17 protein-coding genes and 2 pseudogenes are annotated in these 19,971 nt (G+C 61.6%); 15 read left to right on the top strand and 4 right to left on the bottom strand.

Annotated elements, in window-relative coordinates:
- Window positions 1-94 precede the first annotated feature (94 nt).
- Entirely contained in the window at window positions 95-985 is an 891-nt protein-coding gene (locus AB8A27_RS02625) for an AraC family transcriptional regulator N-terminal domain-containing protein (protein ID WP_441240550.1), read from the top strand.
- Window positions 986-1,007: 22 nt separating this feature from the next.
- Here the strand turns inward: AB8A27_RS02625 and AB8A27_RS02620 are convergent.
- Both AB8A27_RS02620 and AB8A27_RS02615 read right to left on the bottom strand, forming a co-directional pair.
- Window positions 1,008-1,115: pseudogene (locus AB8A27_RS02620) on the bottom strand (polyprenyl synthetase family protein); the annotation flags it as partial.
- Window positions 1,116-1,118: 3 nt separating this feature from the next.
- A complete protein-coding gene (locus tag AB8A27_RS02615; RefSeq protein WP_441240549.1) occupies window positions 1,119-1,550 on the bottom strand; it encodes a winged helix-turn-helix transcriptional regulator in 432 nt (143 codons plus the stop codon).
- An 87-nt stretch (window positions 1,551-1,637) separates the two neighbouring features.
- On the opposite strand from AB8A27_RS02615, the pseudogene AB8A27_RS02610 reads away from it, so the two are divergent.
- The 3 genes and pseudogenes from AB8A27_RS02610 to AB8A27_RS02600 all read left to right on the top strand — a co-directional run.
- Window positions 1,638-1,727, top strand: a pseudogene (locus AB8A27_RS02610) (oxidoreductase); the annotation flags it as partial.
- A 7-nt stretch (window positions 1,728-1,734) separates the two neighbouring features.
- Window positions 1,735-2,610, top strand: a complete 876-nt coding sequence (locus AB8A27_RS02605; RefSeq protein ID WP_441244811.1) for an alpha/beta fold hydrolase — start codon at window positions 1,735-1,737, stop codon at window positions 2,608-2,610.
- A gap of 21 nt (window positions 2,611-2,631) precedes the next feature.
- A complete protein-coding gene (locus AB8A27_RS02600; protein ID WP_441240548.1) occupies window positions 2,632-3,633 on the top strand; it encodes an NADP-dependent oxidoreductase in 1,002 nt (333 codons plus the stop codon).
- A 10-nt stretch (window positions 3,634-3,643) separates the two neighbouring features.
- On the opposite strand, the gene AB8A27_RS02595 is transcribed toward AB8A27_RS02600, so the two are convergent.
- Entirely contained in the window at window positions 3,644-4,654 is a 1,011-nt protein-coding gene (locus tag AB8A27_RS02595) for a polyprenyl synthetase family protein (RefSeq protein WP_439094841.1), read from the bottom strand.
- Between the two features lie 236 nt (window positions 4,655-4,890).
- Here AB8A27_RS02595 and AB8A27_RS02590 point away from each other — a divergent pair, with 236 nt between their 5' ends.
- The 7 genes from AB8A27_RS02590 (at window position 4,891) to AB8A27_RS02560 (ending at window position 12,340) form a co-directional block, all read left to right on the top strand.
- A complete protein-coding gene (locus AB8A27_RS02590; RefSeq protein WP_092139604.1) occupies window positions 4,891-5,118 on the top strand; it encodes a putative signal transducing protein in 228 nt (75 codons plus the stop codon).
- 4 nt (window positions 5,119-5,122) lie between these two features.
- Window positions 5,123-5,887 (top strand): tRNA1(Val) (adenine(37)-N6)-methyltransferase, encoded by a 765-nt coding sequence (locus AB8A27_RS02585; protein WP_441240547.1) that lies wholly within the window; start codon window positions 5,123-5,125, stop codon window positions 5,885-5,887.
- 236 nt (window positions 5,888-6,123) lie between these two features.
- Window positions 6,124-7,008: a S49 family peptidase gene (locus AB8A27_RS02580; RefSeq protein ID WP_441240546.1), complete on the top strand. Its 885-nt coding sequence runs from the start codon at window positions 6,124-6,126 to the stop codon at window positions 7,006-7,008.
- Between the two features lie 166 nt (window positions 7,009-7,174).
- On the top strand, window positions 7,175-7,366 hold the full coding sequence (locus AB8A27_RS02575; RefSeq protein ID WP_441244810.1) for a hypothetical protein: 192 nt from the start codon (window positions 7,175-7,177) through the stop codon (window positions 7,364-7,366).
- 405 nt (window positions 7,367-7,771) lie between these two features.
- Window positions 7,772-8,713, top strand: coding sequence for a glycine--tRNA ligase subunit alpha (locus tag AB8A27_RS02570; RefSeq protein ID WP_441240545.1), 942 nt, complete (start codon window positions 7,772-7,774; stop codon window positions 8,711-8,713).
- Entirely contained in the window at window positions 8,713-10,962 is a 2,250-nt protein-coding gene (gene glyS / locus AB8A27_RS02565) for a glycine--tRNA ligase subunit beta (RefSeq protein WP_441240544.1), read from the top strand. Before AB8A27_RS02570 ends, glyS begins: the two co-directional genes overlap by 1 nt.
- Window positions 10,963-11,239: 277 nt before the next feature.
- Entirely contained in the window at window positions 11,240-12,340 is a 1,101-nt protein-coding gene (locus tag AB8A27_RS02560; protein WP_441240543.1) for a hypothetical protein, read from the top strand.
- Window positions 12,341-12,628: 288 nt separating this feature from the next.
- Here AB8A27_RS02560 and AB8A27_RS02555 read toward each other — a convergent pair whose 3' ends face one another.
- Window positions 12,629-12,994, bottom strand: coding sequence for a DUF1236 domain-containing protein (locus AB8A27_RS02555; protein WP_441240542.1), 366 nt, complete (start codon window positions 12,992-12,994; stop codon window positions 12,629-12,631).
- A 248-nt stretch (window positions 12,995-13,242) separates the two neighbouring features.
- On the opposite strand from AB8A27_RS02555, the gene AB8A27_RS02550 reads away from it, so the two are divergent.
- The 4 genes from AB8A27_RS02550 to AB8A27_RS02535 all read left to right on the top strand — a co-directional run bounded on the left by AB8A27_RS02550 (window position 13,243) and on the right by AB8A27_RS02535 (window position 19,901).
- Window positions 13,243-13,401, top strand: a complete 159-nt coding sequence (locus AB8A27_RS02550) for a DUF3096 domain-containing protein (RefSeq protein ID WP_115031144.1) — start codon at window positions 13,243-13,245, stop codon at window positions 13,399-13,401.
- Between the two features lie 118 nt (window positions 13,402-13,519).
- On the top strand, window positions 13,520-16,492 hold the full coding sequence (ppdK, locus tag AB8A27_RS02545; protein WP_441240541.1) for a pyruvate, phosphate dikinase: 2,973 nt from the start codon (window positions 13,520-13,522) through the stop codon (window positions 16,490-16,492).
- 501 nt (window positions 16,493-16,993) lie between these two features.
- Window positions 16,994-18,400 carry a cell wall hydrolase gene (locus tag AB8A27_RS02540; protein WP_441240540.1) on the top strand — a complete coding sequence of 469 codons (1,407 nt, stop codon included), beginning with the start codon at window positions 16,994-16,996 and terminating at the stop codon, window positions 18,398-18,400.
- A 250-nt stretch (window positions 18,401-18,650) separates the two neighbouring features.
- The gene (locus AB8A27_RS02535; RefSeq protein ID WP_441240539.1) at window positions 18,651-19,901 is read left to right on the top strand and encodes an MFS transporter; all 1,251 of its coding nucleotides are present in this window, start codon (window positions 18,651-18,653) and stop codon (window positions 19,899-19,901) included.
- Window positions 19,902-19,971: the final 70 nt, after the last annotated feature.

The following is a 19,971-nucleotide window of genomic DNA, read 5'->3' as shown; positions in this document are numbered from 1 at the left end:
GAGAACCGGGTCCGGTTGCCCGAAGCTCGACGTTCCTTGCCTATTCCTCCAAAATCGTGCGCAGCTGCGTTGCCGATGATGTAGGCTGGACGTCATGACCACGCTTCTCAATGCTGTTCGCCGTTACACGGAAACACATGCCGATAGCGCCGGTATCGCGGTCACGCCGATCCTCGGCCTTGCAGCCGTGCGCGCAACTGCGCCCAGCGATATTGTCCATGCGATCTTCCAGCCGCTCGTCTGCCTCGTCGTGCAGGGCACGAAGCATGTCACCATGGGGACGGAGAGCTTTGCCTTCGCCGCCGGGGATTCGCTGATCATCACGGCCGATGTCCCGATTGTTAGCCAGATCACGCGGGCGAGCGTTACTGCGCCCTATCTCTCGCTGGTGTTTGATCTTGATCTGGCAGTCATTGCGGAACTGATGCTGGAGATGAAGGACGAGCCTGCGGCCGACTACGTGCCTGTGCGGGTCGAGCCCACTGAAGCCGAGGTGGCCGATGCCGCGTTACGGCTGATGCGTCTGCTCGATAGGCCATCCTCGCTGCCGGTGCTGCGCGCGCAGCTTGTGCGTGAGATGCACTACTGGCTTCTGGCTGGTCGCCACGGACCGGCAATCCGACGGCTCGGCTGGCCGGACAGCCACGCGCAGCGTATCGGGCGCGCGGTCGCGGTGTTGCGTGCTGAATTCGCACGGCCCGTGCTGGTCGAACGCCTGGCAGATGTCGCGGGGATGAGCCCGTCGTCATTTCACCAGCATTTTCGCACGGTGACGTCACTCACGCCGCTGCAGTTTCAGAAACAGTTGCGCCTGATTGAGGCGCGGCGGCTGATGCTGTGGGAGGGCGCGACCGCTAGCAGTGCGGCCTTCGCCGTCGGTTATGAGAGCGTGCCGCAATTCACGCGGGAATATGGCCGCATGTTCGGTGCACCGCCGGTACGCGATATCGAGGCGGCGCGGGAGAAGGCACGCGCTGTCGCTTGACCGGTGATGTGACGAGGCCTTGGTGCGTCCACGCAAGGCGGAGCGTCACGACCTGCTCCAGTGCGGTCTTCATCGGTGACGACGGAAGCAGCGCCAGTGTATCGACGGCCATGGCGCCGTAATGCCGCGCGGCTCATTCAGGTGTAGCAACACGAATGGGGCGCGTTCCAACCGGAGCGCCGGTCGCACGGTCGATGGTGACGGCATCGATCTCCGTTCCGGTTTCGACGTCGTAAAAGCGGGTCACCTCGCCCCCAGCGCGATGCTTGCGTCCCCACGCGCCGATCGCAAACAGCACCGGCAGAAAGTCGCGGCCGGCTTCCGTCAGCACATATTCGTCTCGTGGCGGACGCTCGGAATAGCGGCGTTTCTCCAGCAGTCCCTCCTCGGTCAGCGCTGACAGCCGCCCCGTCAGCATTGTCGGGGCGATACCGAGGCTTTTGCGGAAATCATCGAAGCGGGTCAGCCCGGCATGGGCGTCGCGCATGATCAGCATGCTCCATGCGTCCCCCACAATCGCGAGGCTCCGGGCGATCAGGCATGGCTGCTCCGAAAGATTCTTCATATCGGTATCTTTTTAGTAGTGACTTACTATTGATTCGATAGTAACTGACGGTTCATCGATGTTCCATGACAAAATGACCGAAAGCCGATGAGCAAGACAGAATGCGGCATTGCCCTGGTAACGGGAGCTTCCTCCGGTATTAGGCTAATGATTGCCCGAGCGCCGCGGCGCGATGGGGCAAACAATGACTAATGCTCCCAGCAACGCCGGATCGGGCGCGCGCTACATTGAGGCGCCCAATCTTTCCATCAACGTCGGGGGGACTGCTTTTGCCTATCGAGATTTGGGCGCCCGGGGCGGCGTGCCGCTCATTCTCCTCAACCATTGGGGCGCGGTGCTGGACAATTTCGATCCGCGGATCGTTGACGGTCTCGCCAGCAAACATCGCGTGATCGCGACCGACTACCGGGGCATCGGTGCGTCGGGCGGAACGGCGCCTGTGACCATCGACGAGATGGCGCGCGACGCGATTGCCCTGATCCGCGCGTTGGGTTTCGAGAAAGTCGATCTACTTGGCTTTTCCCTCGGCGGATTTGTGGCGCAGGACATTGCGCTGAAAGCACCTGACCTCGTGCGAAAACTCATTCTCACCGGCACGGGCCCGGCGGGCGGCACAGGTATCGACAAAGTGGGAACGGTGTCATGGCCGCTCATGATCAAAGGTCTGCTGACGCTGCGCGACCCGAAATTTTATCTGTTCTTCACGTCGACGGCCAATGGCCGCAAGGCCGCGAAAGCCTTTCTGAACCGGCTGAAGGAACGCAAGGCGGACAAGGACAAGGGGCTGACGCCCAGCGCTTTCTTGCGGCAGCTCAAGGCGATCAAAGCCTGGGGCCGACAGGCGCCTCAGGATCTCGGCCGTATCAAGATCCCGGTCCTGATTGCGAATGGCGACAACGACATCATGGTCCCGACCGTGAACAGCACTGACATGGCCCAACGCATCCCCGGAGCACAACTGGTGATCTACGACGACGCCGGGCATGGCGGGATATTCCAGCACTACACCGACTTCGTGCCGAAGGCTCTTTCCTTCCTGAGCGACTGGCGCCGCTGCTAACTTGAGATTGGAGAAAAGCCCGTGAAGGCATTCGTCGTTGATAAGTATAAGAAGAAGGGCGCCCTGCGCCTGGCCAACGTGCCCGAACCGGACGTGCAGGACACCGATGTTCTGGTCCGGATTCACGCCACGGCCGTGAACCTGCTGGACTCCAAGCTACGGGACGGAGAGTTCAAGCTTATTCTTCCCTATCGTCCACCCTTCGTCCTGGGGCACGACGTCGCCGGAACGGTTGTCAGGACTGGATCCAGGTCCAGCCGGTTCAAGGTGGGCGACGAAGTCTATGCGCGGCCGCGCGATCATCGGATCGGTACATTCGCCGAATTCATTGCCATCAATGAAGCCGATGTAGCGCTGAAGCCCAAGAACCTCAGCATGGCGGAAGCGGCGTCCATCCCGCTGGTGGGGCTGACGGCATGGCAGGCGCTGGTCGAAGTGGGCAAGGTGAAGCCCGGCCAGAAGGTCTTCATTCAGGCCGGCTCCGGCGGTGTCGGAACTTTTGCCATCCAGCTCGCCAAGCATCTTGGCGCGACAGTTGCCACGACGACCAGTGCACGGAATGCCGAACTGGTTAAAAGTCTTGGGGCGGATGTGGTCATCGACTACAACACGCAGGATATCGGGAAGGTCCTGTCCGGCTACGATCTTGTGCTGAACAGTCAGGATCCCAAGACGCTCGATACATCTCTGGGTGTGCTCAAGCCGGGGGGCCAGCTCATCTCTATTTCTGGTCCGCCAGATCCGGCCTTCGCCAGGGAAGCCGGTATGAACCTGTTCCTGAAACTGGTCATGCGCCTGCTGAGCCGCGGCGTGAGGAAAAAGGCCAAGCGCCTCGGCGTAGGCTATTCATTCCTGTTCATGCGCGCGCAGGGGCAGCAGTTGAGCGAGATTACGTCCCTGATCGAAGCCGGCGTGATCCGGCCGGTCGTCGACAAAGTGTTCCCGTTCGAGAACACCGGGGATGCGCTGGCTTATGTCGAGACCGGCCGCGCGAAGGGCAAGGTCGTCATCGCGGTGCAGTGACGTCTGGCTCTTAGTGCGTCCGTGCCAGACAGAACGCGACGACCTGCTCCAGCGCGGTCTTCATCGGCGATGACGGGAACAGCGCCAGCGCATCTACGGCCATGGCGCCGTAATGCTGGGCGCGGCTGATCGTGTCTTCCAGCGCGCGGTGCTTGGTCATCAGGCCGATGGCGTGATCGAGATCGCCTTCGCCGATCTCGCCGCGCTCCAGCGCCTTGATCCAGAATTCACGCTCGGCATCGTTGCCGCGGCGGAAGGCGAGCACCACGGGCAGTGTGATCTTGCCCTCGCGGAAATCGTCGCCGACGTTCTTGCCGAGCTTGGCGGCCTTGCCGCCGTAATCGAGCACGTCGTCGATGAGCTGGAAGGCGATGCCGAGATTCATGCCGACCGAACGGCAGGCAGTCTGTTCGGCCTTCGGACGGTTGGCGATCACCGGGCCGACTTCGCAGGCGGCGGCAAACAGCTCGGCCGTCTTGCCACGGATGACGGCGAGATATTCGTCTTCGGTGGTAGCGGTGTTCTTGGCGGCGGCGAGCTGCATCACTTCGCCTTCGGCGATCGTCGCAGCAGCCGAAGAGAGAATATCGAGCGCGCGCAGCGAGCCGACTTCGACCATCATGCGGAAGGCCTGGCCGAGGAGGAAGTCGCCCACGAGAACGCTGGCCTCGTTACCCCACAGCATGCGCGCGGACAGCTTGCCACGGCGCAGTTCGCTCTGGTCGACCACGTCATCATGCAGGAGCGTTGCGGTGTGCATGAATTCGACGGAGGCGGCGAGCTTGATATGGCCGTCGCCGGTGTAGCCGGTGAGGTTGGCCATCGCGAGCGTTAGCATCGGGCGCAGCCGCTTGCCGCCCGAGGAGATCAGGTGGTTGGCGACCTCGGGGATCATGGTGACTTCCGAGCCGGTCCGCGACAGGATCGTCGCATTGACGCGCTCCATGTCAGGGGCGACAAGGCTGACCAACTGGTCGATCGACGCTGTCGCGTGACTCTCGAAGGGAACAATCACCGCCACGCTGGGCTCTCCGAATTACAAGGGCGCTTTGTCGGGCCATAAAAAAGGCAGGCACTGGCAGCGCTTATATCCAAATAGGGCGAATTCACGTTGAAAACAGGTGTCCCCATCTGCTGAATTGCCGTCGACCGATATCGGGCCGCACAATAGAAACTGCGCAGCGGCGCGGCAAGGGCATCGGAACCTTGACTTCCCCATAGATACACACCCGGTTACTGACAGGGAGCGACCTCCAATTGCGCGAAATCATGCGGACGAACGATATGGTGCTGGTCTCGGCGGTGGGCGCGCTGCTCGACGGCGCGAATATCCACCATCTGGTGCTGGACCAGAATATGAGCGTGATCGAGGGATCGCTGGGCATCATTCCGCGCCGGATTCTGGTGCATGAGGACGACGACCTGCAGGCGCGCCGGGTGTTGACGGAGGCCGGGCTGGCGCACGAATTGCGGGTTCAGGACTAGGTTTATGGCTGACGCGATCGTGACCACGGAGGACGGCTTCCTGGGTGGCCAGTTGCGGCTGCGCCAGCCGAAATCCGGTCATCGCGCCGGCCATGATGCGATTTTGCTGGCTGCTGCAACCTCGGCGCAAGACGGTCACAGGGTCGTCGATTTCGGATCAGGTGTGGGCACGGCGGGTCTGGCGCTGGCCAGACGTGTCTCTGGGGTGTCCCTGACACTGGTCGAGATCGACCCGCAACTCGCTGAACTGGCGAGAGAAAATGCTACAGCGAACGGTATCGCGGCGGATATCGTCACGCTCGATATCGCTGCGAGTGCCGATGTTTTCGCTGCCGCAGGCCTGCCGCAAGACAGCGCCGATGCGGTGCTGATGAATCCGCCCTTCAACGATCCCGCGCGCCATCGCGCCTCGCCGAACAAATCGCGCGAGATTGCCCATGTCGCGACGGAAGACACGCTGCAGACATGGATTCATGCCGCGCGCCGGGTGCTGAAATCCGGCGGCGTGCTGACGCTGATCTGGCGTGCAGATGGTCTGGCCGATGTGCTGGCTGCGCTGGGTCGCGGGTTCGGCAGCATCGCAATCATGCCGGTCCATGGCGATGCGGCGGCGCCGGCAATCAGGGTGTTGGTGCGTGCCGTAAAGGGTGGGCGTGCGCCTGCGGCAATTGAGCCGGGCATCTTTCTGCGGGATGCGAATGGCGCGCCTGATCTCCATATCCGGCAAGTGCTGGCCGGGCAGGCGGTTCTGCCTTGGTCATCGCTTTAGGCGATGCCGTAATTCATCGCGTCGGTTTATCGAGGAGCTGTTTCGGAGCGTTTCTGCGGCGCCGACGTGAAATGAATCGCTGTCAGAAGCGTGCCGATGATCAGCATGAGCAGATAGATTTTCATGTCTTCTCCCGCTGCGGCGTAAAGGCCTGTTAAGGTTTTCAAACGCTGAAAGCGTCTCTCGGTTCAATGACAGCAGCGTGATAAAAGTTGGTTAATGTCGAGGAAATTCGAATGAGCGAATCCAATATAAAAGCGGCGATCACAAGGCTGCTGCCTGCGCGCTTCCGTCGCGCCTCTGCAGTCGTTCCGGTCGTGCGTCTGTCCGGCACGATCGGCGCTGTCACGCCGCTGCGTCCGGGATTGTCGCTCGCAGGCGTCGCAAGGCTGCTGGACAAGGCATTCGCGACCAGGAATGCAAAGGCCGTTGCGCTGGTGATCAATTCGCCGGGCGGCTCGCCGGTGCAGTCGCGACAGATCTATCAGCGCATTCGCCAGCTCGCTGCTGAGAAGAAACTACCGGTCTTCGTGTTCGTCGAGGACGTCGCCGCATCCGGCGGTTACATGATCGCCTGCGCGGGCGACGAAATCTTCGTCGATCCGTCGTCGATCGTCGGCTCGATCGGCGTCGTTGGCGGCACCTTCGGGTTTCAGGAGCTGATCAGGAAGATCGGTGTTGAGCGGCGTCTCTATACGGCGGGTGAGCACAAGGCGATGCTCGATCCGTTCCTGCCGGAAGATCCCGATGATGTGGCGCGGCTGAAATCGCTTCAGCGCGAGATCCACACGATCTTCATCAATCTCGTGAAAGAGAGCCGCGGTGCGAGGCTGAAGGGTGCCGAGCATGTGTTGTTCTCCGGCGAATACTGGGCCGGCGAAAAATCCATCGCGCTCGGCCTCAGCGATGCCGTCGGCGATCTGCGCTCGGTGCTGCGCGCGCGCTATGGCGACAAGGTGCAGATGCCGGTGATCGCGCAGCCGACAGGGATGTTGTCGGGTCTGCTCGGTCGCAAATCGGGAGCAGGCTCGCAGATCTCGGTGGATGGCCTGTCGGGGTTGCCGGAGCAGCTGATCTCGGCGCTGGAGACTCGCGCGATGTGGTCCAAATACGGCTTTTAGAGCATGATCCCGAAAAGTGGCCGCCGGTTTTCGGATCAGATCATGCTCGAAATAACAAGCCGTCGGTATTGCGCGGCATTTGGTGTCGCAAAAGCCAATTGCGGGAAACCGGCACTTGCGTAAGATTATCGGCAGGGGGCTTGAGATGAACGACAGGAATCGACAGATGCCGCCGCTGGTCGCACTCGCAGGCGCGCTTGGGAGCGCAGCCGTTGTCCGCTGGGCCTACAGAACTGCCAAGCGTATCAATCATGAACTGGAAGAAGCCCGCCAGGCGCGGGTGGCCGAACGCAGCGGGACTGCGGAAGTCCCGACCCTGCGCCGCGATCCCGTCACAGGCGCCTATCGGCCGGGGTAGGAACCGCAAGCCAGGCCTACAAACATTTGCGCCGGCCTGAGGACGGGCACGTCCTTGAGGCCGGCGACAAAGTTGGGCTTTCAGGCTTGGAGATCCCTTGGCCCTGCAGATTTGGACAACCTAAGACTTGGAGGTCTCCGGCCCGTGCAACCGTCGTTGCCGGACCGTTCAATGGGGCAAGTCCCGACGACCGGTTCGTTCCCATCGATGTCGTCAGGATAGCGTGCGGAGCTTAACGACGACCCCTGCCGATCAAGCCATTTCCCGGCGCAGTTACCCGCCGGTTACCGCCAAATCGGGCCGCATTGCCTTGATTCCCGAAGGCGGCGTGGATACGGTCCGCGCGCTTTGATCCGCCTTGATCCCCTTGGCGAATCCCCGGAAAAACGGCCCAGAAAACATCCCATGGTCTCCTCGGACTCTCTGCCTCCGCATATGCGCCCGGAACGCTCGTTCCAGGGCTTCATTCTCGCTCTGCAGCGGTTTTGGGCCGAGCAGGGTTGCGTGATCCTGCAGCCCTACGACATGGAAATGGGAGCCGGTACCTTCCATCCCGCAACCACGCTGCGCGCGCTGGGGCCGAGGCCCTGGAAGGCCGCCTATGTGCAGCCGTCGCGCCGGCCGAAGGATGGCCGCTACGGCGAGAACCCGAACCGGCTGCAGCATTATTACCAGTTCCAGGTGATCATGAAGCCATCGCCGGCCAACCTGCAGGATCTCTATCTGCAGTCGCTGAAAGCCATCGGCATCGATACCGCCTTGCATGACGTGCGCTTCGTCGAGGACGACTGGGAGAGCCCGACGCTGGGCGCCTGGGGCCTCGGCTGGGAATGCTGGTGCGACGGCATGGAAGTCAGCCAGTTCACCTACTTTCAGCAGGTCGCGGGCGTCGAATGCGCGCCGGTGGCGGGCGAACTCACTTACGGTCTCGAACGCCTCGCCATGTATGTGCAGGGCGTCGATCGCGTTTACGATCTCAACTTCAATGGCCGCGAAGGCGCCGACAAGGTGACCTATGGCGATGTCTTCCTGCAGGCTGAGCAGGAATATTCCCGGCACAATTTCGAACATGCTGATACCGCGATGCTGTTCGAGCAGTTCAGGATGGCCGAGGCCGCGTGCCGGAAATATCTCGATGCCGGCTGGAAGAGTGACAAGCGCGAAGAACATCTGATGGCGTTGCCGGCCTATGACCAGTGCATCAAGGCCAGCCATGTTTTCAATCTGCTCGATGCGCGCGGCGTGATCTCGGTCACCGAGCGCCAGAGCTACATCATGCGCGTCCGCGAACTCGCCAAGGCCTGCGGCGAAGCGTGGGTGCATACCGAAGCCGGAAGTGCTGCCTGATGCCCGATCTTCTCCTCGAACTGTTCTCCGAAGAAATCCCCGCCCGCATGCAGGCCAAGGCGGCGGAAGACCTGCGCCGCATGGTGACCGACCGACTGGTTGCCGAAGGCCTCGTCTATGAAGGTGCCAAGGCTTTCGCGACGCCGCGACGCCTCGCACTCACCGTACACGGCATTCCCGCGCGGCAGCCGGACCTCAAGCAGGAACGCAAGGGACCTCGCGTGGGTGGCGCCGAAGCGGCGATCCAGGGCTTCCTGAAAGCGACCGGTCTCAACTCGCTCGACGAAGCCAAGATCCAGCGCGATCCCAAGGGCGATTTCTACATCGCGCTCACCGAGAAGCCCGGCAAGCCCGCGGTCGACGTGCTGGCCGAAATCCTGCCGCTCATCATCCGCACCTTCCCGTGGCCGAAGCAGATGCGCTGGGGCGAGCTCTCGGCGAAGTCGAGCGCGCTGACCTGGGTGCGTCCGCTGCATTCCATCGTCGCCACCTTCGGCATCGAGACCGAAGAGCCGGAAGTCGTGAAATTTGATCTCAGCGGCATCAGCGTCGGCCAGACCACGAGGGGGCATCGCTTCCTCGCGCCGGATGCATTCGAGGTGCGCCGCTTCGACGATTATGTCGCGAAGCTGCAGCATGCCAAGGTCATACTCGATCCCGAGCGCCGCAAGGAGATCATCCTGGCCGATGCGCGGCAGCTCACTTTCGCGCAGGGCTTTGAACTGGTCGAAGATCCCGCCCTGCTCGATGAAGTGGCGGGTCTGGTCGAATGGCCTGTGGTGCTGATGGGTTCGTTCGACAAGGACTTCCTGTCGATCCCTGATGAAGTGATCCGCGCCACCATTCGCGCCAACCAGAAATGTTTCGTGGTCCGCGATCCGAAGACGCAGAAGCTGACCAACAAGTTCATCATAACAGCCAATATCGAGGCGAGCGACGGCGGTACCGCGATCATCGCCGGCAACGAGCGCGTCATCCGCGCGCGCCTGTCGGATGCGAAGTTCTTCTATGAGACGGACCTGAAGACCAAGCTGGAAGACCGGCTGCCAAAGCTTTCCGATATCGTTTTCCATCAGAAAATGGGAAGTCAATATTCGCGTGTGAAACGTATCGAGTACATTTCAGAGGCTCTAGCGCACGGCGGCAATCAAGATGTCGGCAAGGCTACTCGTGCAGCTTTGCTCGCAAAAACCGATCTTGTTTCCGAAATGGTTGGTGAGTTCCCCGAACTCCAAGGTTTGATGGGGCGCTATTACGCCGACCTGCAAGGAGAAGATAGGCAAGTTTCCAATGCGATCGAGGCGCATTACAAGCCCGTCGGTCCACAGGATGATGTGCCGCGCGATCCTATATCTTTCATAGTCGCGATCGCTGATAAGTTGGATTTGCTGGTCGGTTTTTGGCGGAACGATGAAAAGCCGACGGGATCAAAAGATCCCTTTGCTTTGCGTCGAGCTGCGCTCGGTTTCATTCGAATTCTGCTTGAAAATAATATCCGCTTCGCCTTGAGGACTTGGATTGCTTTCGCTGGTGAGGTGCACAAGCAGCAACAGAAGCAGACTGACGCACTGCATGTTCTTGCAGCAGCCATGACGGGCTTGAGTGGAGCCGGTCTTCACGGGGATACTTTGGCTCGCGCCATGCTTAAAGTCGCACCGGATTTAGCTGAGGCTTCAGCAATGAAGGAACTCGGGAAATCTCTCGCGATAGGACCGTCCTGGCAGGACGAGCTATTTGCGTTCATTGTTGATCGCTTCAAGGTCCAGCTCCGCGACCAGGGCGCGCGTCACGATCTCGTCGATGCGGTGTTCGCGCTCGGCGGTCAGGACGATCTTTTGATGGTGGTCCGCCGCGTCGAGGCGCTTGGCAAGTTCCTCGACAGCGACGACGGCAAGAACCTGCTGGCTGGCACCAAGCGTGCCAACAATATTCTCGCCATCGAGGAGAAGAAGGACAAGCGCAAGTTCGACGGCGCGCCAGATGCCGCGCTGTTCAAGCTGGATGAAGAGAAGGCGCTGGCCAGGGCGATTGCCGAGGTCGGGCCGGAAGCGAGCGCCGCGGTGGCGAAGGAAGACTTTGCCGACGCGATGACCGCGATGGCCAAGCTGCGTCCGGCGGTGGATGCGTTCTTCGACAAGGTGAAGGTCAATGACGACGACGCGGCTGTCCGCGAAAATCGTCTGAAGCTGTTGAACGAGATCCGCGCGGCGACGCGTGCGGTGGCGGATTTCTCGAAGATTCAAGACTAAGGCTCTCGTCATTCCGGGACGGGAGCGACGCCGGCAGGCGGCTAACCCAAACCCGGAATCGAAATGGCTAAACACTGCGAGATTCCGGGTTCGCGCGCGCGAAGATGCGCACGCGCCCCGGAATGACGAGCTTGGGTCCGGTGCGAGGCAGCGCAGTCCTCACGATATTTCCAGCAATCTCCCGAAACATTTACCTTCCATTAACCACAACTTGAAATGGTCCGGTTCCGTAACGGTTTCTTAACCGTCGCATTCCAAGCGCGGACAGGACTGCCCCATGACTTCGGTCAATACCGGCCTCAATCCCTATGCCAATTACGGCTCCGCCTATGCGCGGGCCGCCGCTACGGCCCAGCCGTCGCTCGCCAATGCGCTCAACAGCAATGAGAGCGCCTCGTCGTCCTCGTCCGATGCGGCGACCAATCTGACGCTGTCGGAGGCGGCGCGGGCGAAGCTCGCGAGCTCCGGCTCCGACAAGGATATCGCAACCGTCATCACAGACCTCAGGGGCAAGCTCGCCGGCCTCTATGTCGCTGCCAAGGCGACGGGGCCGCTGGACAAGAACGGCAAGCTGACCATCGATCTCTCGACGCTGGATCGCCGCTCGCTCTATGCCATGGCCACCAATAATGGCGGCACCTTCACTGCCGATGAGCAGACGGTCGCCAAGGCCGAATTGGGCAATCGCTTCAATGCGGCGCTCGCGCCTGCCGCGGGGACAGCCAAGCTCACCGGCGATTTCAGTGGCATCTACAAGGCCGCGCTGGATTATCTCGATAGCGCAGGCAGCGAAGAGAAAGTCTCGGCGACCTGGTCCGCGCAGCGCGAGGCCGTGCTGAAGGGCATTCAGGCGACCGACCAGACACCGACCAAGGCGCCATCAGGCATCGCCAACGATCCCGTCGCTGCCTATCTCGCGCAGCCTGACACGAGCGTGCCCGTCAAGGACATCGCCACCGTTGCGAAGAGCGTGCGCGCGGCGCTGGATGCGCAAGCCAAGGCGGCGAAAGAGGCGGGCAAGGGCGAACTGGTTTACGACAGCGGGCGCAAGACCGGCCAGCTTGCGGATTTCTCCGCCGTCGACAATCGTTCGCTCTCGGCGATCTCGCTCAATCAGGATGGTCTGTTCTCGAAGGAGGAGAGCTTTGCCGCCAAGCAGGTGCTCGATGCCCGCAATCGCACCAGCATTCTCGAGGCGTTGCAGGCAAGCCAAAAAAGCGGCGATCCCAGTCAGTTCAGTCTCGGCATTCTCAACACCTATTCGGCGATGAGCGACGAAGAACGCAGTGCGTCGAACTGGACGCCGAGCTTCCGCGACAATGCGGTGGCGAGCTACAAGTCGACCAACCACATCCTGTCGCTGCTGAAGAGCAGCTAACGTCTCGCACAGTGCTCTCCCCCTCACCCGCCACGCTTCACGTGGCGACCTCTCCCCGGTGGGGAGAGGTAAGAGGAGGGCTCTGCGCATGCCGACCGAACTTAATCGTTACCGCGACGCTCATTCACCTCTCCCCACCGGGGAGAGGTCGCGCGCCGTTGCGCGCGGGTGAGGGGGCTCTTCATATAAAGGAAAAAGCCCCGCCCGGTGGGGGATGACCGGGGCGGGGCTTCTTCGCCCGGTCGCCATTCGCGGCGCCCGAACGAATCCTGTGTCAGCCGTGATGCGCTAGTCGATGACCTGCACGATGCGGCGCGAGCGCGGCTCCACCAGTACCGTCTGACCATTCACCACCGTGTAGCGATACGGCGTCGTCGCGACTGTTTGCGGCACGTCGTAATAGGTCACGCCGGCCTCAGGCAGTGTGGTGCCGACCACGATGCGGTCGGGCACGGTGAAGGCCGGTACGCGTTCGCGCACCACATATTCACGAAAGGCCGGACGCTCCTGCACGGTGATGCCATCCGGATCGTTGTTGTCGACGATCACACGATCGCCGCTCGATACACCGACGGTGACGCCCTGTGCCTGCACGGCCAGTGGTGCGCCGAGCGCGCCGACAAGAGCCGCCGCTGCAATAAGTTTGTTACGCATGGTGTTCTCCTTCGTGAACGATGTCCGGCTTGCGCGCCGGTCTGTGCCATCCAGCCTGGTCTGATTTATTCACCGTCGGCCAATGCATGCCGCCAGCGATCGTTCCGGAATTTTCCACGCGCAATTGCTGGTTTTTGATGCACTGCATGCAGGTATGCGGGAACCCATTGATGGGCAGGGCGTCTTTATGCTGCTAAATCCCCGCGGCGCGCATTGCGCCGAATCGATTCCCTTCACGGAGATAGTCCATGGTCATCACGGCAGCTCATATCCAGCCGATCGTTGCGCTCATCGCTGGAGTCATGATCCTGTTGATGCCGCGATTGCTGAACTTCATCGTCGCGATCTATTTGATCTTTATCGGGCTGGTGGGGCTCGGCGTCTTCAGGCTGCTCAAAATCGGCTAAATTCTGACACGGCTATTACCTACACAGGTACCTCCGGGCTGCTTGCGCCACGTCCCTGAAACGTGGTGTAACGCGGCACATTTCCCTGTCGTTTCCTCTCGCGGATTGATTGAGAACCATGGCCAAAACCGCCTCGAAGTCCAAGAAAGCCCTTGCAAAGTCAAAGCCCTCCAAGGCTGCACCCAAAGCAGCTTCGGTGGCCCGCAAGGCGCTCAAGAAGCCAGCTGCCAAGCCTGCAGCTAAATCCGCGGCGAAGGCCAAAACGGTAGTGAAAGCAAAGGTTGCTCCGAAGCCGGTTGCAAAGGCTCCCGCATCCAAGAAAGCGGTTGTAGCCAAATCTTCTGCAGGCAAGACGTCAGTGACCAAGGCCGTCAAGAAGGCCGCCAGCAAGCCGGTGACGGATGTCATCAAGGCCGGCAAGTGGGTCTACAATTTCGGTGGCGGCAAGGCCGAAGGTAAGGCCGGCATGCGCGACCTGCTCGGCGGCAAGGGCGCGAACCTCGCCGAAATGGCCAATCTGGGCCTGCCGGTGCCTCCCGGCTTCACCATTCCGACCTCGGTCTGCACCTATTTCTACGCGCACGGCAAATCCTATCCGAAGGAGTTGCAGTCGCAGGTGGAGAAGGCGCTCGACGCCGTCGGCAAGATCACCGGCAAGGGCTTCGGCGACGAGAAAAATCCGCTGCTGGTCTCGGTGCGCTCCGGCGCCCGCGCCTCGATGCCGGGCATGATGGACACGGTCCTCAACCTCGGCCTCAACGACACCACGGTGGAAGCGCTGGCCGAACTCTCCGGCGACAAGCGTTTCGCCTATGACAGCTATCGCCGCTTCATCACGATGTATTCCGACGTGGTGCTCGGCTTCGAGCATCATCACTTCGAAGACATTCTCGACACCTACAAGGACAACAAGGGCTACACGCTCGACACCGATCTCGATGGTGACGACTGGGTCAAGCTCGTCGGCCAGTACAAGGAAGCTGTCGCGCGCGAAACGGGGAAGGACTTCCCGCAGGATCCGCATGAGCAGCTCTGGGGCGCCGTCGGCGCCGTGTTCTCTTCCTGGATGAATGCCCGCGCGGTGACCTATCGCCGCCTGCACGATATCCCGGAGTCGTGGGGCACCGCCGTCAGTGTGCAGGCCATGGTGTTCGGCAATATGGGCGAGACCTCGGCCACCGGCGTTGCGTTCACGCGCAATCCGTCGACCGGCGAGAGCAAGTTGTATGGCGAATTCCTGATCAACGCGCAGGGTGAAGACGTGGTGGCAGGCATCCGCACGCCGCAGGACATCACCGAAGACGCGCGGATCGAAAGCGGTTCGGACAAGGCGTCGATGGAAGCGGCGATGCCGGAGGCGTTTAAGGAATTGACGCGCATCTACACCCAGCTCGAGAAGCACTACCGCGACATGCAGGACATGGAGTTCACGGTCGAGCAGGGCCGGCTCTGGATGCTGCAGACCCGCAACGGCAAGCGCACCGCCAAGGCGTCGATCCGCATCGCGGTCGAACTCGCCAATGAAGGCGTGATCTCGCAGAAGGACGCGGTGTCGCGCATCGATCCGGCCTCGCTGGATCAACTGCTGCATCCGACCATCGATCCGTCAGCCAATCGCGACGTCATCGCCACGGGCCTGCCGGCGTCGCCGGGCGCCGCTTCGGGCGAGATCGTGTTCTCGTCGGATGAAGCCGCCAAGCTGCAGGCTGATGGCAAGAAGGTCATTCTGGTTCGCGTCGAAACCTCGCCGGAAGACATTCACGGCATGCACGCTGCCGAAGGCATTCTCACCACCCGCGGCGGCATGACCTCGCATGCGGCGGTCGTCGCACGCGGCATGGGCAAGCCCTGCGTCTCCGGCTGCGGCACCGTCCGCGTCGATTACGGCCGCGGCACCATGTCGATCGGTGGCCGTGTGTTCAAGGCAGGCGACGTGATCACCATCGACGGTTCGGTCGGCCATGTGCTGGCCGGCCGCATGCCGATGATCGAGCCGGAATTGTCGGGCGAATTCGCAACGCTGATGGGCTGGGCCGACAAGGTCCGCAAGCTCAAGGTCCGCGTCAACGGCGATACGCCAGAAGATGCGCGCACGGCGATCAAGTATGGCGCCGAAGGCATCGGCCTTTGCCGCACCGAGCACATGTTCTTCGAAGAGACCCGCATCCGCACCGTGCGCGAGATGATCCTCGCCGAAGACGAGCAGGCGCGTCGCGCCGCGCTCGCCAAGCTGTTGCCGATGCAGCGTGCTGACTTCGTCGAGCTGTTCGAGATCATGAAGGGCCTGCCCGTCACGATTCGTCTGCTCGATCCGCCGCTGCACGAGTTCCTGCCGCACACCCAGGGCGAAGTCGAGGAAGTGGCCCGTGTTATGGGTACCGATCCGCGCAAGCTTGCGGACCGTGCGCGTGATCTCGCCGAATTCAATCCGATGCTCGGTTTCCGCGGCGTTCGCATTGCGATCACCTATCCGGAGATCGCCGAGATGCAGGCCCGCGCGCTGTTCGAAGCCGCGATCGAAGCGGGCAAGCGCACCGGCGAACAGGTCGGCCTCGAAGTCATGGTGCCGCTGATCGTCACCAAGATGGAGTTCGATCTCATCAAGGCGCGCATCGACTCCACCGCGCAGGCCGTGATGAAGGAGACCGGCGGCAAGCTGAACTACTCCGTCGGTACTATGATCGAATTGCCGCGGGCCTGTCTGCTGGCCGGTGAAATTGCCGAGACCGCAGAGTTCTTCTCGTTCGGTACCAACGATCTGACGCAGACCACCTTCGGCATCAGCCGCGACGACGCTGCGAGCTTCCTCGGTACTTATATCGCCAAGGGCATTCTGCCCGTCGATCCGTTCATCACGGTCGACCGCAGCGGCGTCGGCGAACTGGTGAAAATCGGCGTCACCCGTGGCCGCAAGACGCGTCCTGATATCAAGGTCGGTATCTGCGGTGAGCACGGCGGCGATCCGGCATCGGTAGCCTTCTGCCATCAGATCGGCCTCGACTACGTGTCGTGCTCGCCCTATCGCGTGCCGATCGCGCGTCTCGCCGCGGCGCAGGCAGCGCTCGGCAAGGAAGTTTCCAGCCAGGCGTAAGTGCCTCGGTTTCACGATCAACGATTTTGCAAAATGGCCGGGGAGTTCCCCGGCCATTTTTTGTTGGCTACGTCACCCTCCGTAGTCATCCCCGCGAAGGCGGGGATCCATACACGCCGTCGATATCGAACATGCGCTGTCGTCGTAACTCTGCCGTTTCGACTACGCTGACGGTAGTTATGGGTCCCCGCCTTCGCGGGGACGACAAGGAGTGTATGTCCACTCTGCAAAATGGAACTCGCAAACTTTTTCACGCTTGCGCGAATTTCTCTTCATCATCTTTGTCAACGCGATGTTTACTACTTTTGTGGAGCTGCGGTTTACCAAGGTTTTCGAATGATTTCGCACTGCGCTCGTGCAGCTTGCGTGTGGCGTCGTTGCATCGCCGATTAACTCCGCGGCAACTTTGATTCCGTACTAACGAAATAGATCGAAATGTACGGATGTGCTGATGAGTGCCGTGCAGGGCGATGCTGGTGTAAGCGTTGCGTGAGCGTATCGATGTTAGTACTGCGTAACCGGCCGAAGGGCGCGCGTGGCGCGTTCTTCGGCCTCGGTCTCTGCATCTTCGCATTGGCCCCGACAGAATCTGGCTATCAGGACATCGCCTCGCTGCTGGCTCGCCAGCCGGGCGTGACGGAACGCTGGCAGAAGCGCGTCTTTGCGCCCTCCGTCTCCTCCATTCAGGTCGCGACTTTTTCGTTCGGTCGCCCGATCGGCACCGCCTCGCGCAATCCCAATCTGCAACTCGCCAGTCTCGACAATTCCGGCATCGATATCACCGGTGCGCTGACGCGGAATCCGCTGGTGCAGCCGCCGCGCCGCTATGAGGCTGCCGATTTTCCGAAAGTCGATCGCTCGCTGAAGGGCGATCGCCTGGCCATCCGTGCGCCGGAGACCGTGGTGCCCGATGAGCCGGCAAAGCAGGATTCATTCGACGACAACAGATCGGTGATGGGCGCCAAGACCGTCGATGCACTGCCGCCTGCGGAGCATGCTCCGCTCGATCCAGAACTCGATGAAGCGCTGCGTGCCCCGCCGCTCGCTCAATACGATGCATCGCAGCCCGTGCAGCCTGCCGAGGACGCCAAGGCCGATGCAGCGGTGATCCCCGTCGAGCCGGCGCCGGCCAAGGACGGTTTCTCTGTGAAGACCGCGAGCCTGTTTTTCGGAAGTTCGTCGCTTGGCGCATCGGTCGAGACCATGGAGCGCTGGCAGCCCGGCGAAGAGCCCACCATCGTGATGCCAGACATTACCATGCCGGGTTCGACCCTCGACCCGGATATGAAAGCTACGGCGGCGTTGCCGAAAGCGGCGATCAGCCCGACCGACGGCGGCGAAAGCGTTGCCGGCAAGGGCGAGGTTAACAGCGCCAATCAGCGTGCGAAGACGCCGGCCGAACGCATGGGCCTCACCGATCAGACCCGTGGCAAGCAGGAGAAATGCCTGGCGGAAGCCGTCTACTTCGAAGCCCGCGGCGAAGCGGTGCGCGGCCAGATGGCGGTGGCGCAGGTGGTGATGAACCGCGTGTTCTCCGGCTTCTATCCGACAACCGTCTGCGGTGTCGTCTATCAGAACAAACATCGTCGCCTGGCCTGCCAGTTCACCTTCGCCTGCGACGGCATTCCGGATGTCGTGAAAGAGCCGGACATGTGGGAGCGCGCCCGCAAGATCGCGAAGGCGACGCTCGACGGCCGGATCTGGCTGCCGGAAGTCGCGAAGTCCACGCATTACCACGCATACTGGGTGCACCCGTCCTGGGTCCGCGAGATGAAGAAGATGTACAAGACCGGCGTGCACTCCTTCTATCGCCCACGCAAATGGGGCGACGGCAGCGAGGCGCCGACCTGGGGCACGGCGGCGCAGACGGCGGAGATCTCCGCCAAACTCTCCGAGGTCAAGCCGTAAGGCCTTCCTGATTTACCTCCGAGCCTATCCAAGAGCGGTGCCATGCCCGGCGCCGCTCTTGGCTTATTGGGGGAGGAAGCCGCACACCAAATTGCATCCCAGCAATGCATCTCCTGAAATCCCGATCATCCCCATTGGGATTTCCATGCGAATGCATTAATCCTCCCTGGGGCCGGTCCGGGCGGCACGTGTCGCGCTTGTGGCCTGAGCACCGGTCCAATTCTGCATCTGTTCGATCCGGGGAAACGACATGGCGGCAATCGACGGCGCAACGCGCCCGGTATCTGGTTTGGGCTGGCGTACCCCGCTGGTGATCGTGATCTGCGGATCGCTGATTGGCATGCTGACCTTCGGCCCGCGTTCCAGCGTCGGCTTCTTCATGCAGCCTTTCAGCCAGGAATTCGGCTGGGGTCGTGATGTCTTCGCGCTCGCCTTCGCCGTGCAAAACCTGCTCTGGGGCATCGGCCAGCCTTTCGCTGGTGCTGTCGCCGACAAGTTCGGCAGCGTGCGCGTGATCTGCGTGGGCGCCTTCCTCTATGCGGCTGGTTTGCTGATGATGCGCTATTCCTCGACCCCGCTCGAGCTGAATATCAGCGCTGGACTGCTGATCGGTTTTGGCCTGTCGGGTTGCTCCTTCAATCTGGTGCTGTCCGCCTTCGGCAAACTGATGCCGCCGGAATGGCGCGGCATCGCGCTCGGCGCCGGCACGGCCGCGGGGTCGTTCGGCCAGTTCATTTTCGCGCCTTTCACTGTGGCGATGATCGATAACACCGGCTGGCAGGCGACGCTCACCACCTTTGCGGTGCTGATGTTGCTCGTCATCCCGCTGGCTATGGTGCTGGCGACGCCGCCGGCGGCGGCGTCGAACGCTGCATCACCGGTGCAGGAACAGTCGTTCAAGAGCGCGTTGACGGAGGCCTTTGGCCATCGCTCCTATGTGCTGCTGGTGCTCGGCTTCTTCACCTGTGGCTTCCAGCTTGCTTTCATCACCATGCATCTGCCGGCCTATCTTGTGGATCGCGGCCTGCCGGCGGCGACGGGCGGCTGGGTGATCGCGATCATCGGCCTGTTCAACATCATCGGCTCGCTCACAGTTGGCTATGTGCAGGGCAAGCTGCCGAAGCGCTATATTCTCTCATTCATCTATTTTACCCGCGCGCTGGCGACAGTGGCCTTCATCATGCTGCCGCTGACGACGACGTCGGCGCTCGTCTTCGGTGCCATCAGCGGTCTTGCCTGGCTCTCCACCGTGCCGCCGACATCGAGTCTCGTCTCGCTGATGTTCGGCACCCGCTGGCTGGCAACACTGTATGGCTTTGCTTTCTTCAGCCATCAGGTCGGCGGCTTCTTGGGCGCCTGGCTGGGCGGCATCGTGTTCGACAAGTTCGGCTCCTACACGCCGGTGTGGTGGCTGTCGGTGCTGTTCGGCGTGCTGTCGGCGCTGATCAATCTGCCGATCGTAGAGAAACCGGTCGAGCGGGCGGTCGCGCAGCCGGCGTGATCTGCATTCCCCGGCGTTGACTCGCTGACCTCCAGCGATGAAAATTGATATTAGCCGCTCCATCCGGAGC

The sequence above is a fragment of the Tardiphaga sp. 768_D3_N2_1 genome, from assembly GCF_052076105.1.
Lineage (GTDB): Bacteria > Pseudomonadota > Alphaproteobacteria > Rhizobiales > Xanthobacteraceae > Tardiphaga.
This window is presented reverse-complemented; position numbering and strand designations above follow the sequence as displayed.

Coding starts and splice junctions, on each gene's coding strand:
- AB8A27_RS02625 (WP_441240550.1), top strand. CDS start 95: ATGACCACGCTTCTCAATGCTGTTCGCCGTTACACGGAAACACATGCC.
- AB8A27_RS02615 (WP_441240549.1), bottom strand. CDS start 1,550: ATGAAGAATCTTTCGGAGCAGCCATGCCTGATCGCCCGGAGCCTCGCG.
- AB8A27_RS02605 (WP_441244811.1), top strand. CDS start 1,735: ATGACTAATGCTCCCAGCAACGCCGGATCGGGCGCGCGCTACATTGAG.
- AB8A27_RS02585 (WP_441240547.1), top strand. CDS start 5,123: ATGGCTGACGCGATCGTGACCACGGAGGACGGCTTCCTGGGTGGCCAG.
- AB8A27_RS02580 (WP_441240546.1), top strand. CDS start 6,124: ATGAGCGAATCCAATATAAAAGCGGCGATCACAAGGCTGCTGCCTGCG.
- AB8A27_RS02575 (WP_441244810.1), top strand. CDS start 7,175: ATGCCGCCGCTGGTCGCACTCGCAGGCGCGCTTGGGAGCGCAGCCGTT.
- AB8A27_RS02570 (WP_441240545.1), top strand. CDS start 7,772: ATGGTCTCCTCGGACTCTCTGCCTCCGCATATGCGCCCGGAACGCTCG.
- glyS (WP_441240544.1), top strand. CDS start 8,713: ATGCCCGATCTTCTCCTCGAACTGTTCTCCGAAGAAATCCCCGCCCGC.
- AB8A27_RS02560 (WP_441240543.1), top strand. CDS start 11,240: ATGACTTCGGTCAATACCGGCCTCAATCCCTATGCCAATTACGGCTCC.
- AB8A27_RS02555 (WP_441240542.1), bottom strand. CDS start 12,994: ATGCGTAACAAACTTATTGCAGCGGCGGCTCTTGTCGGCGCGCTCGGC.
- AB8A27_RS02550 (WP_115031144.1), top strand. CDS start 13,243: ATGGTCATCACGGCAGCTCATATCCAGCCGATCGTTGCGCTCATCGCT.
- ppdK (WP_441240541.1), top strand. CDS start 13,520: ATGGCCAAAACCGCCTCGAAGTCCAAGAAAGCCCTTGCAAAGTCAAAG.
- AB8A27_RS02540 (WP_441240540.1), top strand. CDS start 16,994: ATGTTAGTACTGCGTAACCGGCCGAAGGGCGCGCGTGGCGCGTTCTTC.
- AB8A27_RS02535 (WP_441240539.1), top strand. CDS start 18,651: ATGGCGGCAATCGACGGCGCAACGCGCCCGGTATCTGGTTTGGGCTGG.